Origin of the sequence: Psittacicella gerlachiana (assembly GCF_003585965.1) — a bacterium.
Taxonomy (GTDB): Bacteria; Pseudomonadota; Gammaproteobacteria; order Enterobacterales; family Psittacicellaceae; genus Psittacicella; species Psittacicella gerlachiana.
Genome location: NZ_NRJF01000020.1, coordinates 1,997 through 20,237, shown reverse-complemented (window position 1 = coordinate 20,237; position 18,241 = coordinate 1,997). Strand labels below are relative to the sequence as shown.

The following is an 18,241-nucleotide window of genomic DNA, read 5'->3' as shown; positions in this document are numbered from 1 at the left end:
TACAGGTGCTGATGTTACTTTAACTAATACTACAGCTCAGACTACGATATCTAGTGTTTGTATTACAGCAAATACTGGTAGTGCGACCTTTGTTGATTCTCAAGCTACAGCAGCGACTGGATTAGATATTAAAGCTAATACCGGGGTTATGGTAACTAATACAGCTTTAACTGCAAGTAGTGAAGCTTGTATTACCGCAACCAATGGGGCAGTAAACCTAAGTAAAAACTCTAAACTAGAAGCGACAAATACTACGGTTACTGGTACAAGTATTGATGTAACTGACAGTACGGTTAACGCTACTGCAGGTGACAACATTATTAATGCAACTGCTGGTTCAGCTACGTTCAATAATGCAACGATCAATGGTACGGCAACTAAAGTTAATGCAACGAGTGTGACTTTAGGTAATGGTACTAATATCACTGCAGAGACTGAAGTTAACATTACGGCAACTTCAGGTAGTATTAAGGCAGTTGGTTCTAACATTACTGCAAACAAAGACAATGCTAAAGTAGTAATCAATGCAAGCTCAGGTAATTTAGAAACTGAAAACACTAATATCACCGCTGCTAGAGGTAGTGTATCTATTTCGGTGGCAGATAATGTAACCTTAAACAACAGCTCAGTACTCTCTAGAGATGCTCTTGCTGTTAAAGCAAATAATGTTACTGTAAATGCAACCAGCCTCAACTCTACAGAAGGTGACGTAAATCTAACCGCAACAGTTAACTTAAGTGTAACTGGAAGCTCAAACGTAAATGCTACCGGATCAGCAAATCTTCAAGGTGGTAATGTTACCCTAACTGATTCAACAATTAATGCAACTAAAGACATTAAGGTAAATGCTACAGCAGCGAACCTAACCTTTAATAGTGCTCCTATGAATGCGGGCGGTAATATTACTCTTGTTGCTAAACAAGATATAGTAAATGGTGGTACAAGTGGTTCACAAGCACAAGTAACCGCTAAGGGTAATATCTCTGTTGTCGCTACAGGTAATGTGTCTCTACCAAATGCTCAATTAAAAGCTGGCGATAAGGCTACGGTAACTGCGACCACAGGTAATATCAGTCTTGATAACTCAGGAGTGAGTGCAGAGAACACTGTAATCGTTAATGCTTCTCAAGGTAGTATTTCTGCTTCAGGCGGTAACTACTCTTCTACAAATAAAAATGTAGACTTTATAGCAGCGAATAACATCACCATTGATAAATCAGTGGTAGCTGCAACAAAAGGTCAAGTGAACTTTAGTGCAACAGCAGAAGATTCTAACTTAAAAGTTAGCAACACTAATGTAACTGCAACTAAAGTAAATGTAGACGTTAAAAACAATGTAAGCTTTACTAATGCTAATGTGGTTGCTACAGGTAATAGTCTTGTTGTAAAAGCAAATAATATTAGTGCTACTACTTCGAACTTAACCGCAAAAGGTGAAGTTAATCTAACTGCTTCTGCAAACCTAGGTTTAGAGAAAACTCAGGTTAATGGTACAGCAGTAGTATTAGCTGGTACTGATGTTAAAGTTGGTAATAGTACTGCTACGGCAACTAGTGAAAACATCACTATTTGTGCAACTAAGTCAGTAAATCTTTACAACCTCAGTGCAAATGCTTCGAACCATACCTTTGTTCGTGGTAGCTCAATTGATATTACCAATGGTACTTTAGCAGCTACTAAAGGTGATGTATCTATTGGTAATGCAGATACAGTAAATACTAACATTACTGGTGTAACCTTAAATGCAACGGCTGGTAATGTAAGTGCAAGTGGTTCTGCAGGCGTAAATGTTTCTGGGGTTACAGCGAAAGCTAAACTTGATATAAACTTAACTTCTTCTGCTGGTGAAGTTAAAGTAGCTAATAAGACTAATTTAGAAGCTGGTAGATCGATTAACATTACCGCTAATAGCGTAAATGTTAGTCAGTCAAACTTAACTGGTAACACAGGTAATGTTACGGTTAATGCGACTAAAGGTAATGTAACTTTAGAGAACTCAACTCTAAATGCAGCTACTGGTGTAGCGGTAAATGCAACTTCAGGTGTAACTGCTACTAACACTACAATTACCACTAAAGCAGGCAATGCTACTATAAACGCTTCACAAGGTACAGTTACTTTAAGTAATAACACCAATGTGTCAGGTGTAAATGTAAGTGTTGCAGGTACAGGGGTATCTCTAGACAATGCAACTGTAACTGCGACTAAAGGTAATGCAAGTGTTGATGCACGTACTGGTGATGCGACCTTAAACAACGCTACCGTAAATGCAACAGCAAATGCACAAGTTAAAGGTGCGAATGTATCTTTAACTAACGCTACAATTAATGGTACAACTGCAGTAGTAAATGCTACTACGGGTAATGCAACCTTAAAAGATAGCAAGGTTAATGCAACTTCAGGAGTAACTGTAAACGCAAACAATAGTGTTACAGCAACTAATACCATCATTACGACTAAGTCAGGTAATGCGACCGTAAATGCTTCTACAGGTGCGGTGAACTTAAGTAACAACACTAATGTTTCAGGGGCAAATGCAAGTGTTACTGGTACAGGAGTTACTCTCAACAATGCAACAGTTACAGCTACAAATGGTAACGCAAGCGTTGATGCGAGAACTGGTAAAGCTGATTTAAATAACGCTAGCGTAAATGCAACCGCAGGTACTGCAAAAGTAACTGGTGGAGACGCAACCCTAGTTAATGCTACGGTAAATGGTACTTCAGCAACAGTTACTGCAACTACTGGAGAGGTGAGCTTAGCTCATGCGAATGTAACTGCAACAACTGGTGAAGCAAATGTAACCGCAGCAACTAATGCAAATCTAGCTAATGCTACGGTTTCAGGAAGCACAGCAACAGTTACGGCAACCAATGGTAAAGCAACATTAACTAATACCAATGTTACTGCGACTAGCGAAGCTGCAATCGTAACTGGTCAAAACGTAGAAGCGACGAAAGTAAATGTAACTTCTACTGGTGGTGAAGCGAAAGTTAATGCGACTGCAGGTAATGCAAGCTTAACTAACGTAAGTGTAACTGGTACTAACGCTACCGTAACAGCTACTGCAAACGTAACTCTGACTGATGTTGTAGTTAACGCTACTAAAGGTAATGCAACGGTAAGCGGTAAAGAAGTTACAGCAACAAGAGCGAATATCACCGCTAAAGATGGTAATGCTCTCGTTAATGCAACCGAAGGTAATGCAAGCTTAACTAACGTAAGTGTAACTGGTACGAACGCTACGGTAACAGCTACCGCAAACGTAACTCTAACAGATGTTAACGTTAATGCTACTTCAGGTAACGCTACGGTTAGAGGTAAAGGAGTTGAAGCAACAAGAGCGAACATCACCGCTAAAGATGGTAATGCTTTAGTTAATGCAACCGATGGTAAAGCTAACTTAACTAATGTAAGCGTAACCGGTAATAGTGCTACGGTAACAGCTACCGACAACGTAAGCTTAACAGATGTTAATGTTAACGCTACTTCAGGTAATGCAACGGTTAGCGGTAAAGGAGTTGAAGCAACAAGAGCGAACATCACCGCTAAAGATGGTAATGCTTTAGTTAATGCAACCGAAGGTAATGCAAGCTTAACTAACGTAAGCGTAACTGGTACCAACGCTACCGTAATAGCTACCGCAAATGTAACTCTAACTGATGTAGTAGTTAACGCTACTTCAGGTAATGCAACGGTTAGCGGTAAAGGAGTTGAAGCAACAAGAGCGAATATCACTGCTAAAGATGGTAATGCTCTCGTTAATGCAACCGAAGGTAATGCAAGCTTAACCAATGTAAACGTTACTGGTAACAATGCTACAGTAACAGCTACCGCAAATGTAACTCTAACTGATGTAGTAGTTAATGCTACTTCAGGTAACGCTACGGTTAGCGGTAAAGCTGTTGAAGCAACAAGAGCGAACATCACCGCTAAAGATGGTAATGCTTTAGTTAATGCAACCGATGGTAAAGCTAACTTAACTAATGTAAGCGTAACCGGTAATAGTGCTACGGTAACAGCTACCGACAACGTAAGCTTAACAGATGTTAACGTTAACGCTACTAAAGGTAATGCAACGGTTAGCGGTAAAGGAGTTGAAGCTACAAGAGCGAATATCACCGCTAAAGATGGTAATGCTCTCGTTAATGCAACCGAAGGTAAAGCTAACTTAACTAATACTAATGTTACAGGTAATAACGCAACAGTAACTGCTACTGACAAGGTAACCTTAACTGATGTAAACGTTACTGCTTCTAACGGTAATGCTACTGTAAGTGGTAAAGGGGTTGAAGCGGCAAGAACCAATGTAACGGCAACTGGTGGCGATGCTACAGTTAACGCTACAACAGGTAATGCAACTCTCAACAACACTACGGTAAGCTCTAACCAAAACGTAAGTGTTCATGGGGCTAATGTAAGCTTAACTAATGCTACGGTTAAAGGTACTAATGCAACAGTTGAAGCAACTAGTGGTGAAGCAAGTCTTGTAGATACTAATGTTACAGCTACTGCTGGTAACGCAACAGTAACTGCTACTGACAAAGTAACCTTAACTAATGTAGAAGTGAACGCTTCTGCTGGTAAGGCAAGCGTGAGTGGTAAAGGAGTTGAAGCTACAAGAACCAATGTAACGGCAACTGGTGGCGATGCTACAGTTAACGCTACAACTGGTAATGCAACTCTCAACAACACTACGGTAAGCTCTAACCAAAACGCAAGTGTTCATGGTGCAAATGTAAGCTTAACTAACACTACAGTTAAAGGTACTAATGCTACTGTTAACGCTACAAGCGGTAAAGCAACTCTTGTAGATACCAATGTTACTGCGACTAATGGTAACGCAACAGTAACTGGTGCAAGTGTGGCAATCACAAATGGTGAAGTTAATGCAACCAATAATGCCGTAGTTAATGCAACTAATGGTGCAGTTGAAATTAACAATGCGAGCGTAAATGCTACAAATGCAACGGTTAATGGTACAAGCGTAACCTTAGGTAATGGTACTAATGTAACTGCACAAAAAGCAGTGAACATTACCGCAACTACAGGTGATATCAATGCTACCGGTACTAATATCACCGTAACAGGTACAAGTGGTAAAGTGGCAATTAATGCTAAAGATGGCAATTTAAATGCAACTAATACCAATATCTCAGCTGCTCAAGGTAGTGTTGCAATAAAAGTACAAGACAATGTAAGCTTAACTGACAGTAAAGTACTTTCAAAAGATAGTCTCCAAGTATCGGCGAATAATATAAGTGCGAATAACACTAACTTTACTTCGACTACTGGAGATGTAGAGCTAAATGCGACAGTTAACTTAAGTGTTACTAACAACTCAGTGGTTCAAGCTAAAGGCAATGCAACCCTAATAGGTGGTAATGTAACTCTAGCTAATTCAACCGTAACAGCTGAGAAAGACATTAGTGTTAATGCAACTAAAGGTAACCTCACCTTTAATGCAGCACCAATGACTGCAGAGGGTAACATTACTCTCACGGCTGCTAAAGACATAGTTAATGGCGGTTCAGGTGCAGAGGAAAAAGCACAAGTAACTGCTAAGGGCAACATTACTGTAGTAGCTACAGGTAATGTATCTCTACCTAATGCTCAATTAAAATCTGGAGACAAAGCGAACGTTACGGCGAAGACTGGAGATATCAACTTAGATAATTCTGGAGTAAGTGCGAAAAATGAAGTGGTGGTAAATGCTACTCAAGGTAATATTACCGCTAAAGGTGGGAACTATGTTTCTGATGAGAAGAATGTAGATTTCATTGCAGCTCACAATATTACGATTGATAAATCAGTAGTAAATGCTTCAAAAGGAAGTGTGAACTTTACTGCTTCGAGTGAAGATTCTAACTTACAAATAACTGCTTCAAATGTTTCTGCACAAAATGTAAATGTAAACGTGAAGAATAACGTTACCTTTACTAGTGCGAATATTTCTTCAGTGAATACTCTTGGTGTAAGTGCGGCTAATATCTCGGTAGATAATACCAACCTTACTTCAAGTGCAGGAGATGTAAATCTCACCGCTTCTGTGAACTTAAGTGTAACGAACGGTTCAAATGTAAATGCTTCAGGTTCAGCAAATCTTGTGGGTGGTAATGTAACCTTAACAAGTTCACAAATTAATGCAACTAAAGACATTAAAGTGAATGCAACTATAGGTAACCTCACCTTCAATGCTGCGCCAATGAATGCTGGTGGCAATATCACTCTTGTAGCGAATAAAGATATCGTGAACGGTGGTACGGCTACTGAAAAAGCTCAAGTTAAAGCAGGTGGTAACATTACCGTAGTAGCAACAGGTAATATATCTCTACCTAATGCTCAATTAACGGCTGGCAATAAAGCTAATGTAACTGCTCAAAACGGTAACATTAACTTAGATAACTCGGGTGTGAGTGCCCAAAATGCAGTGTTAGTAGATGCTAAACATGGCAATATCACTGCAACTGGTGGAAACTATACTTCTACCAATAGCAACGTAGACTTTGTGGCTGCGAATAACATTACTTTAGGTAAGTCAGTAGTAAATGCTACAAATGGTTATGTAAACTTCACGACAAGTGATGCTGATTCTAACCTGATCGTAACTGACTCTAATGTGACAGCAACAACTGTAAACGTAAAAGTTAAGAACAATGTGACCTTTGCGAATGCAAATGTAGCTTCAACTAATAGCCTAGATGTAAGCTCGGCAAATATTAGTGTGGATGCTTCTAACTTAACTTCAACTGCGGGTAATGTAAACTTAAATGCAAGTCAGAACCTCAGCCTCACTAACCATAGTCAGGTGAAAGGTACAGATGTTACTCTTGCAGGTAACCAAGTTAAAGTTAACAATGCAACGGTAACTGCAACTAGCGAGAATATTACGATTAGAGCGGTTACTTCTGCAGTAATGGAAAACTTAACTGCGAACGCTGCAAATCACAGCTTTGTCCGTGCGACATCTATTGATCTTGCACAAAGTACGGTGAATGCTACTAAAGGAGATGTTTCTTTAGGAGATGCAAATACAGCTACAACGAACATTAGCACTTCTAAACTTAACGCTATCGAAGGTAACGTAAGTTTACGTGGTAATAATGGAGTGAATGTATCTGCAACAAGCGTAACAGCGAAGTTAGATGTAAATCTAAGTGCTCCTACAGGTAAGGTTAATGTAGCTAACTCAAGCTTAACAGCGGATCGCTCAATTAACATTACTGCTCAAGAAGTTAATATCCTTGAGAAAACAGCTCTTATCGCTAAAGAAGGAGTGTTAACCGTAAATGCAACCGCAGGTAACGCAACGATCAATAATGCTACTTTAACTGCAAGTGCAAATGTTGCTTCGGTAACAGGTACGAATGTTGACTTAACTAATGCAAGCGTACAAGCAAGTAAAGATGCTACTGTTAAAGCAACAGGTGGTAATGTGACCTTAACTAACGCTAAAGTAAATGCAACTACTGGCAATGCAAGTGTAGCTGCAACTAAAGATATTAAGGGAACAAATGTTACTGTAACTGCGACTTCAGGTAACGCAAGAGTGAATGCAACCGGTGCAGTAGATCTAAGCAAAGCTAATGTAACTGGTACAAGTGCTGAAGTTGTGGGTCAAGGCGTAAGCTTAGCGAATGCTACGGTGAATGCAACCGCTAAGGATGCTGTGGTGAACGCTAAAGCTGGTAATGCTACTTTAGATAACACTACGGTAACTGCTGCTCAAAATGCGAGCGTAAGTGGTGCGAATGTAAGCTTAACTAATGTAACTGTAAATGCGACGAGTGGTAACGCAAGTGTAGTTGCGACTCAGAATATTACGGGAGCAAATGTTAACTTAACCGCAACTTCAGGCAAAGCAAGCGTAAATGCAACGGGTGCAGTAGATCTAAGCAAAGCTAATGTAACAGCTTCAAGCGTAGAAGTAGTTGGTCAAGGTGTAAGCCTAGCTAACTCTACGGTGAACGCAACCGTTAACGATGCGGTAGTGAATGCTAAAGATGGCAATGCTACTTTAGATAACACTACGGTAACCGCAACTCAAAATGCGAGCGTAAGCGGTGCAAACGTAAGCTTAACTAATGCGAGTGTTACAGGTAGCAATGCAACTGTAAATGCTACATCAGGCAATGCAAGCTTAACGAACGTAACTGTAAACGCAACCAGCGGTAACGCAAGTGTAGTTGCTGGTGAGAATATTACAGGTGCAAATGTTAACTTAACTGCAGCTGCAGGTAAGGCAAGTGTAAATGCAACCGGTGCAGTAGATCTAAGCAAAGCTAATGTAACAGCTTCAAGCGTAGAAGTGGTTGGTCAAGGTGTAAGCCTAGCTAACTCTACGGTGAACGCAACTGTGAACGATGCTGTGGTGAACGCTAAAGATGGTAATGCTACTTTAGATAACACTACAGTAGTTGCGAAACAAAATGCTTCAGTAAGCGGTGTAAACGTAAGCTTAACTAATGCGAGTGTTACAGGTAGCAATGTAACTGTGAATGCTACAACGGGTAATGCGACCTTAACTAACGTAACTGTAAATGCAACCAGCGGGAACGCACTTGTAGTTGCAGGTAAAGATGTTAAGGGAACTAACACTAATGTAACAGCACAACAAAATGCTACCGTAAGTGGTGTAAACGTAAGCTTAACTAATGCAAGTGTTACGGGTAGCAATGCAACTGTGAATGCTACAACAGGTAATGCGACCTTAACTAACGTAACTGTAAATGCAACGAGCGGTAACGCAAGTGTAGTTGCAGGTAAGGATGTTAAGGGAACTAATACTAATGTAACAGCACAACAAAATGCTACCGTAAGTGGTGTAAACGTAAGCTTAACTAATGCAAGCATTACAGGTAGCAATGCAACTGTGAATGCTACAACAGGTAATTCGACCTTAACCAACGTAGCTGTAAATGCAACAAGCGGTAACGCACTTGTAGTTGCAGGTAAGGATGTTAAGGGAACTAACACTAATGTAACAGCACAACAAAATGCTACCGTAAATGGTGTAAACGTAAGCTTAACTAATGCAAGTGTTACGGGTAGAAATGCAACTGTGAATGCTACAACCGGTAATGCGACCTTAACTAACGTAACTGTAAATGCAACAAGCGGTGACGCAAGTGTAGTTGCAGGTAAGGATGTTAAGGGAACTAACACTAATGTAACTGCGAAACAAAATGCTTCAGTAAGTGGAGCTAATGTAAGCTTAACTAATGCTAATGTTACGGCTCAAACTAATGCGAATGTAACTGCTACTTCTCGTGAAGTAACTTTAGTGAATGCAAACGTAAGAGGTAATACTTCTGCAACGGTAACCGGAGCAACTGACGTTACGGCAACTAATAGTAGCATTGTGGCAACCAAAGGTAACGCAACCGTGCAAGCAACTGCAGGAAAAGCAAGCTTAACGCAGGGAACACAAGTAACTGGTACTAATGCAACGGTAACTGGTACAAGTGTAGAAATCTCTGATAGTAAAGTAAATGCAACCTCAGGTACGGCTTTAGTGAATGCAACCTCAGGAGAGGCAACGATTAGTAATGCAACTCTCAATGGTTCAGTAGTTAAAGTTAATGCAACAAGCGTAACTTTAGGTAATGGTACTAATGTAACTGCTCAAACAGAAGCTAAGATTACCGCAACTACAGGTGATATTAAAGCAACAGGTACCAATATCACTGTAACTGAGGAGAGTGGTAAAGTTGAGATCCAAGCTCAAAAAGGTAACTTTGAAGCAACTAATACTAATATCTCTGCAAGCAAAGGCAGTGTAGCGGTAAAAGTTGCAGATAATGTAACCTTAACTAACAGTAAAGTGGTATCGCAAAATACTCTTGAGGTAGGGGCAAATAATATTACGGCAGTAAATACTAACCTTACTTCAAGTGCTGGAGATGTAAACTTAACTGCGAGCGTGAACCTCAGCGTAACTGAGAACTCAGTAGTTAATGCTGCTGGCAGTGCTAACCTCTTTGGTGGTAATGTAACTCTTGCGAACTCTAGCGTAACCGCAACTAAAGATATCCAAGTAAATGCTACGGTAGCTAACCTTACCTTTAATGCAGCACCAATGACTGCAGGTGGTAACATTAGCTTGACCGCTGCTAAAGATATCGTAAACGGCGGTACAGATGGAGCTAAAGCTCAAGTTACGGCTAAAGCAGGTAACATAACCGTAAATGCGGTAGGCAATGTTTCTCTACCAAATGCACAATTACAAGCGGGTGATCAGGCTCAAGTAACTGCTCAAGATGGTAATGTGAGTCTCAATAACTCAGGCGTAAGTGCAGGCAACCAAGTAGTGGTAAGTGCAACTAAAGGTAACATTACTGCAAGTGGTGGTAACTATACTTCAACAAGTAGTGGTGTGGACTTTAAAGCAGCAAATAACATTACTTTAGAGAACTCGGTAGTAGAAGCGAAGAACGGCAACGTGAACTTCAGTGCAACTGCTAGCGACTCTAACTTACAAGTGAGCAATACCAATGTAACTGCCCAAAAAGTTAACGTAGGTGTACAAAACAATGTAAGCTTTAGCAATGCTAATGTGGCAGCTACAGCAAGTAGTCTTGTCGTAACCGCAAATAACATTAGTGCAACTACTTCGAACTTAACGGCAGCTGGTGAAGTTAACTTTACTGCAACTGAGAACCTTAGCCTCAACCAAAGCAATGTCAATGGTACGGCAGTTGTTCTTGCTGGTAATCAAGTAAGTGCTGCTAATACTACGGTAACTGCAACTAATGAGAACATTAGTATTTATGCAACTAAGGCAGTTACTTTAGATAACCTCACGGCAACGGCTGCAAATCACACAATTGTTCGTGGTAATAGTATCGATATAACCAATGGTACTTTAGAGGCAAGCAAAGGGGATATCTCTTTAGGTAATCTGTCAACAGTAGCAACTAATGTGACCGGAGCTAAGTTAGAGGCTTCTTTAGGTAATGTAAGTCTCAGTGGTGCAAATGGGGTGAACGTTTCTGGAATGACAGCTAAAGCTGGTATGGATGTGAACTTAAGTTCATCTGCGGGTGAAGTGAAAATCACGAACAAAACTAGCCTAGAAGCTGGCAGATCTGTAAATGTTACGGCAAACAGTGTAACCATTAAACAATCTAACCTCACTGGTAAAGCTGGTTATGTAACTGTAAATGCTACAGATGGGGATGCAAGCCTAGATAATGTAACCGTAAACGCTACAGCAAATACGGCAAGTATCTTAGGAAATAACGTAAGCCTAACCAATGTAACTGTGGAAGCAGGTACAGAGGCTAAAGTGAACGCAACCTCAGGTGAAGCAAACCTCGTAGATACCAAAGTAAATGCAACTACAGGTGTAACCGTTAACGCAACTACAGGTGTAACTGCAACTAATACTAGCCTCACTGCTAAATCAGGTGACGCAAGCGTAAATGCTTCTACTGGTAAAGTTGACTTAAGTGCAAACACTAGTGTGACGGGTAACAATGCAAGTGTAACCGGCGTTGGCGTAACCCTAAACAACGCAAGTGTTACCGCAACTAAAGGCAAGGCTACCGTAAACGCAGGTGCAGGTAATGCTGACTTAAATAACGCTACGGTAAATGCAACCGCTAAAGCTCAAGTAACCGGAGCAAATGTAACCTTAACTAAGGCGACAGTAAACGGTACGGCAGCGGAAGTGAATGCAACTACCGGCAATGCAAGCTTAACTGAGGCTAATGTTACTGCAACTAGTGGTAACGCTACAGTTACAGCTGGCGTAAACGCAACCCTAACTAAAGCTAAAGTAAGCGGAAGCAATGCAAGTGTAATTGCTAAGGCTCAAGTAAGTGCAACTGACTCGAGCGTAAATGCTACTGCTGGTGCAGCAACAGTTACAGGTACAGATGTAACCTTAACTCGAGCTCAAGTAGAAGCTAAAGACGGTCAAGCTACTGTAAATGCAACTACGGGCAATGCAACTTTAGATAATGTAACGCTAAGCTCAAACCACAATGCAAGTGTAGCTGCGGGTACAAATGCAACCTTAACGAATGTTAGCGTTCAAGGTAGCAACGCAAGCGTAACTGCAAATAATACGGCAACGCTGAACAATGTTACGGTTAATGCAACTGCAGGTCAGGCACAAGTAACAGCTAAAGCAGTAAGCCTAGTGAACGCAAGCGTTAATGGTACTACCGCTACAGTTAATGCAACTAGTGGTAAAGCAAGCGTAACTGACTCTAATGTGACTGCTACTGCTGGTGCAGCAAGCGTAACGGGTAGCGAAGTTGAAGTTACAAGAGCAAATATCACCGCTCAAGGAGGCTCTGCTCAAGTTACCGCAACTAAGGGCAATGCGACTTTAGATAATGTAACGTTAAGTTCTAACCACAATGCAAGTGTAACTGCGGGTACAAATGCAACCTTAACTAAAGTAAATGTTCAAGGTAGCAACGCAAGCGTAACAGCAAATAATACGGCAACGCTGAACAATGTTACGGTTAATGCAACTGCTGGTCAGGCGCAAGTAACAGCTAAAGAAGTAAGCCTAGTGAACGCAAGCTTTAATGGTACTACCGCTACAGTTAATGCAACTAGTGGTAAAGCAAGCGTAACTGATTCTAATGTAACAGCTACTGCTGGTGCAGCAAGCGTAACGGGTAGCGAGGTTGAAGTTACAAGAGCAAACATTACCGCTCAAGATGGTCTAGCTCAGGTAGTTGCAACTACAGGTGATGCAACTTTAGTGCAAACTAAAGTAAGTTCGAACCAAAACGCAAGCGTAAGCGGAGCTAATGTAAGCTTAACGCAAGTAAGCGTAACAGGTAGCAATGCAAGCGTAGAAGCAACTGCGAATGCAACTTTAGTTGATAGTAAAGTAGGAGCAACTGCTGGTAACGCAAGTGTAACCGGAGCTAATGTAAGCATTACTAATGGTGAAGTTAATGCGACTGCTAATGCAATTGTTAACGCAACCAAAGGTCAAGCTGTAATTAATAATGCGACCATTAATGGTACAACGGCTCAAGTAAATGCTACAAGCGTAAGCTTAGGCAAGGGTACAAATATTAGTGCGAAATCTTTAGCGAACATTACTGCAACTAAAGGCAATATAACTGCTACCGGTACTAATATCATGGTAAGTGATAATGCTGGTCAGGTAGTAATTGAAGCTAAAGCGGGTAATTTAGAGGCAACTAACACTAATATCACCGCAAAACAAGGTAGTATCGACGTTAAAGTTGCAGACAATGTAACCTTAACTAACAGCAACCTTGAAGCACAACAAACTCTTGCGGTAAATGCAAATAACATTACCGCAGTAAGCACTAATGTTACTTCAACCTCAGGTGATGTAAACTTAAGTGCAAATGTAAATCTAGCGGTTAGCGATAAATCGCAAGTTCAGGCTACAGGCAGTGCTAACCTTAAAGGTGGCAATGTAACCTTAGCTAACTCATGCGTAACCGCAACTAAAGATATCCAAGTAAATGCAACTACCGCTAACTTAACCTTCACTGCAACGCCAATGACTGCAGGTGGTAACATTAGCTTAACGGCAGCTCAAGATATCGTAAATAATGGTACTACGGGCGATAAAGCTCAAGTGACCGCTAAAGGCAATATTACTGTAAATGCAGTAGGCAATGTCTCTCTACCTAATGCTCAATTAGAAGCAGGAGATCAAGCAAGCGTAACTGCACAACAAGGTAATATCAGCCTCAATAACTCTGGCGTAAATGCAAGCAATGCGGTAGTGGTAAATGCAAGTAATGGCAGCATTACTGCTACTCAGGGCAATTATGCTTCAGCTAATAACAATGTAGACTTTAAAGCGGGTCATAATATTACCCTAGAAAGTTCAGAAGTACAGGCTACTAATGGGGTGGTGAACTTTACAACCACAGAGGAAGATTCAAATCTTCAGGTAGCTAAGTCTAACATTACGGCAACTGCAGTAAATGTAGAGGTACAAAACAATGTAACTATCTCTGGTTCTAATGTGACCGCAACGGCTACAAGCTTCACCGTAAATGCAAGTAATATTTCTGTAGATAACTCGAACTTAAGTTCAGGTAACGGAGATGTAAACTTAGCAGCAACGCATAATCTCACAATTGCAACAAGTAACCTCACAGGTAAAGCAATTGCCTTAAGTGCAAATAATGTTCAGGTTAACAATAGCAATGCAACCGCAACGAGCGAAAATCTCTCAGTGGTAGCAGGTCAAGCGGTTAACTTCAACAACTTAAGTGCAAGTGCAGCTAACCATGCTGTAGTGCGTGGTAACACTATAGACATGACTAATGGTAGCCTCTCAGAAACTAAAGGTGATGTATCTATCGGCGATACTACAACTGCGGGAACAAATATCACTGACGCTAACTTAACCGCAACTGCTGGTAACGTAAGTGTAAGTGGTACTAATGGGGTGAATGTTTCTGGAGTGGTAGCGAAAGCGGGCATGGATGTGAACTTAAGTGCTTCTGCAGGTAAAGTACAGATTGCAAATCAAACTGCACTTGTAGCAGAACGCTCAGTGAACATTACAGCAAGCAGTGTAAGCATTAATGGCAATTCTAACCTCACTGGTAAAGAAGGATTTGTTACAGTTAATGCAACTAAAGGAGCTGCGACTTTAGATAATGTAAGTGTTTATGCAAATACTAATACCTCAAGCATTAGTGGACAAGATGTAACTCTGACGAATGTAGCTCTTGTTGCGAAAGAGGCTCAGGTTAATGCTACTACTGGTGCTGCAACTTTAGGTGATACTAAAGTAGAGGCTACGGGCAATGTAGCAGTAACTGCAAGTCAAGAGGTAAATGTAAGCAATAGTAGCTTAACTGCTCAAACCGGAGCAGCGACGATCAATGCTACCGCTGGTAAGGTTAACTTAAATGCAAATACTGAAGTTTCAGGGGCTAACACAAGCGTTAGCGGTAATGAAGTTACTCTAAACAATGCAAGTCTCACTGCGACTGTAGGCGACGCTCAAGTAGAAGCACGCACAGGTACAGCAGAGTTAAATAATGCTACTGTAGAAGCAAGTGCAAAAGCACAAGTTACGGGTACTAATGTATCTCTAACTAATAGCACCGTTAATGGTACAAGTGCTCAAGTACAAGCAACTGCAGGTAGTGTGACCTTAACTCAAGCAAATGTTTCTGGTAAGGTTCAAGCAAGCGTAAATGCAACTACGGGCGTAACTGCAACCGCAAGCCAAGTAACTGCACAAACAGGTTCTGCAACCGTAAATGCTTCGGCAGGTAAAGTAGACCTCAGTGCAAATACTCAGGTTACAGGTACTCAAGCAAGTGTTGAAGGTAATGAAGTTACTTCAAATAACGCAAGTGTAACGGCAACTGCTGGTAATACAAGAGTTCAAGCTCGTACAGGTACGGCAGAGTTAAATAACACTACCGTAAATGCTACGGCAGGATCTCAAGTAACTGGTACTGATGTAAGCTTAACTAATACTACGGTGACAGGAGCACAAGCTCAAGTTAACGCAAGCAATCAAGCGACTTTAGTTGACAGTAAAGTCAATGCAACAGCGACGAATGCAAGTGTAAACGGAGCAAGTGTAACTCTAACTAATAGTGAAGTTAAGGCTGCAACTACAGCTCAAGTAACAGCCCAAACGGGAGATGTTACTTTAGGTAATTCTGCTGTAAATGCAGGACAAGGAGTAGCGATCAGCGCAACCCAAGGTAATATTAGCGTAACTGGTGGTAACTACACCGCTGAACAGGCAAATGTAGACTTCACCGCAAAAGATAATATTACTGTAGCTAATTCGGGAGTAACTGCGGAAAGTGGAGCTGTGAACTTTACAGCTACGGCTACGGACTCTAACTTAGAAGTAACAGCTTCTAATGTGAAAGGACAAGCGGTAAATGTAAATGTACAAAATAATGTTACGCTCACAGATTCTAACTTAACCGCAACCACTTCGGCACTAGCGGTAAGTGCAGCTAATATTTCGGTAGACAAGGCGAACTTAACCGCAACTCAAGGTGGCGTAAATCTAAGTGCAACAACTAACCTTGCGATTACGAATCATAGTAGTATCACAGGGGAAGATGTAGCTCTAAGTGCAAACCAAGTAGTAGTTAACAATGCAAGTCTAAGCGCAAGCCAAGAAAATATTAGTCTTGTCGCTCAAGATAGTGCAAGCATTACCGGACTCAAAGCTCAAGCTAAAGATCGTGTGTTAGTAAGATCTCGTCGTAGTCTTGATATGGCAAGCAGCGAGTTAACCGCTCAAACTGGTACAGCGACTGTAGAAACTACCGAGGGGGTAACTACTCTTGATAACACAAGTGTAGATGCTCAAACTAATAGCGTAAATATCAAAGGTGAGAGCTTAAAAGTTACTAATACTAGCGTGACTACCCAAGCGGATGCTACGTTTGAGGCAACCACAGGCGAGGTTACTTTAGAGAATGCTCAAGTTAATGCAAATACTGGGGTAACTGTAAAAGCGACTACGGCGATTACAGCTACCAATGCGAGTCTCACAACGCAAACTGGTAATGCTACTCTTGTTGCAACCACTAAAGTAGATTTAAGCCAAGCTCAGGTAGAGGGGGAAGCTGTTACTATTACTGCTCAAAACTTAAACTTAGCTGATAGCCAAGTGAATGCAACTGCAGGACAAGCTCTGTTAGAAGCAACAGCTGGTGATGTAAGTGTAAGTAATACCGCAGTAAATGCAACTGACGTAGCTCTCAAAGGCACGAACATTAAGGTAAGTAACAACTCTAACTTAACCGCAAGGGCAAACATTAGTTTCCGTAGTACGACAATTAATGTGGCAGATTCTAAGTTAAGTGCAGAGCAAGAGATTTCTCTTGGAGATTTAAGTACTACGCAAACCGAGATCTCAGGTTCAAGCTTAGCAACGACCCATGGCGATCTCAGTGTAACGGGTACAAATAATCTGACGGCAACTGATTCTACATTCTCAGCAGGTAGAGATCTTAACCTTGCATCTCCAAGTGGTAATGTAAGCGTGAAAGGTGGAAGCCTCACTGCGGTGCGTACAATTAACATTACCGCTGAGAACATCACTTTAGGTAATAATCTCCAAGTGATTGCTAACAGCTTAAATGTAACTACAGGTAACTTAACTGTAGAAAATGGTACAAGCATTGTTGTAGAAGAAGATCTAGGATTAGATGCACGCAATAACTTAGTAACGGATAAATTAGATGTTATCGCAAATAACGTAAGTCTAAGTGGTAACCAAGTAAGCTTAACTGATGGTAACCTGACTGCTAGAGGTGATTTAGCAGTAACCACACCAAATAACTTAACGATTACAGGTACTAATGCTTCTGTAGGTGGTCAAGTTACTCTAAGTGGTGCGGAAGTAACCATTAGCAAGGCAAATATTAGTGCTGCTCAAGGTGCTAATATTACTGGTGAAAACTTAAGTATTTCTGGAACTACAGTTCACAGTAGTGCAGGTGATACTAACTTACGTGCGAATAATAGCATTAATGTAAGTGGTGCAAGTGCTCTTGGTGGAGCTAATGTAACTATTAATGCTACCGCAAGTGTGGAGTTAAGTAATGTAGCAATCTCTTCTACCGCCAATGAAAGTGGAGTTGTAAGTGTAACCGGAAGCAATGTAACTCTAGATAATGTTACAATCACGGCTCTAGAAAATACTCAAGCTACCGTGAACCTTACAGCTACCGATGGGGATGTGATTACGAGAAATACTAACTCAAGTGGAGCAGCAGATCTGAACATTCGTGGGGATGTAATAGATCTCAAAGACTCATCATTTACTGGAGACGATACAGGTTATGCGGATCTGTTCTCGAACAAACGCCGTATTCTTGTAGCTAACACTCCAATTACTCGCTATAAAGCTGTAAAACGTAATGATGCAGAAATTCCACCAACTAATTACAGTGATTGGTTATTAGCGGAGCAAAGCGATCTCTTAATCCGTAAAGATACAAGTTTTGTTGCTGAAAGTGACTTACCATTACCAGCAGGTGAAGGTATAGGAGTAATGAGAAATGAATTCCGCATTTCGACATGTTACATCACAATTGACGACGTACTTGAACGTTATGGAGTAAGTGATGAAGATATCAATAACCTTGCGATTAGAGAATTAATTAGCAAGTACGATATCTCAGGCATTGATCGCGAGAGATTCGAAAGAGCTTGTATCTTAGTTCCAGGTTATTTAAAAACCTACACTTTATTAAAGAAAGGAAATAAGAAAAGTTCTGAGAAGTAA

General features: G+C 40.9%; 1 protein-coding gene (only partly in view). It reads left to right on the top strand.

Annotation, left to right across the window (positions count from 1 at the left end; translation table 11 throughout):
• Positions 1 to 18,241, top strand: the end of a protein-coding gene (locus tag CKF59_RS07835) for a hypothetical protein (protein ID WP_222985449.1). It extends 25,604 nt beyond the left edge of the window; the window shows 18,241 of its 43,845 coding nt (coding positions 25,605-43,845); the start codon falls outside the window, past its left edge; the stop codon is at positions 18,239 to 18,241.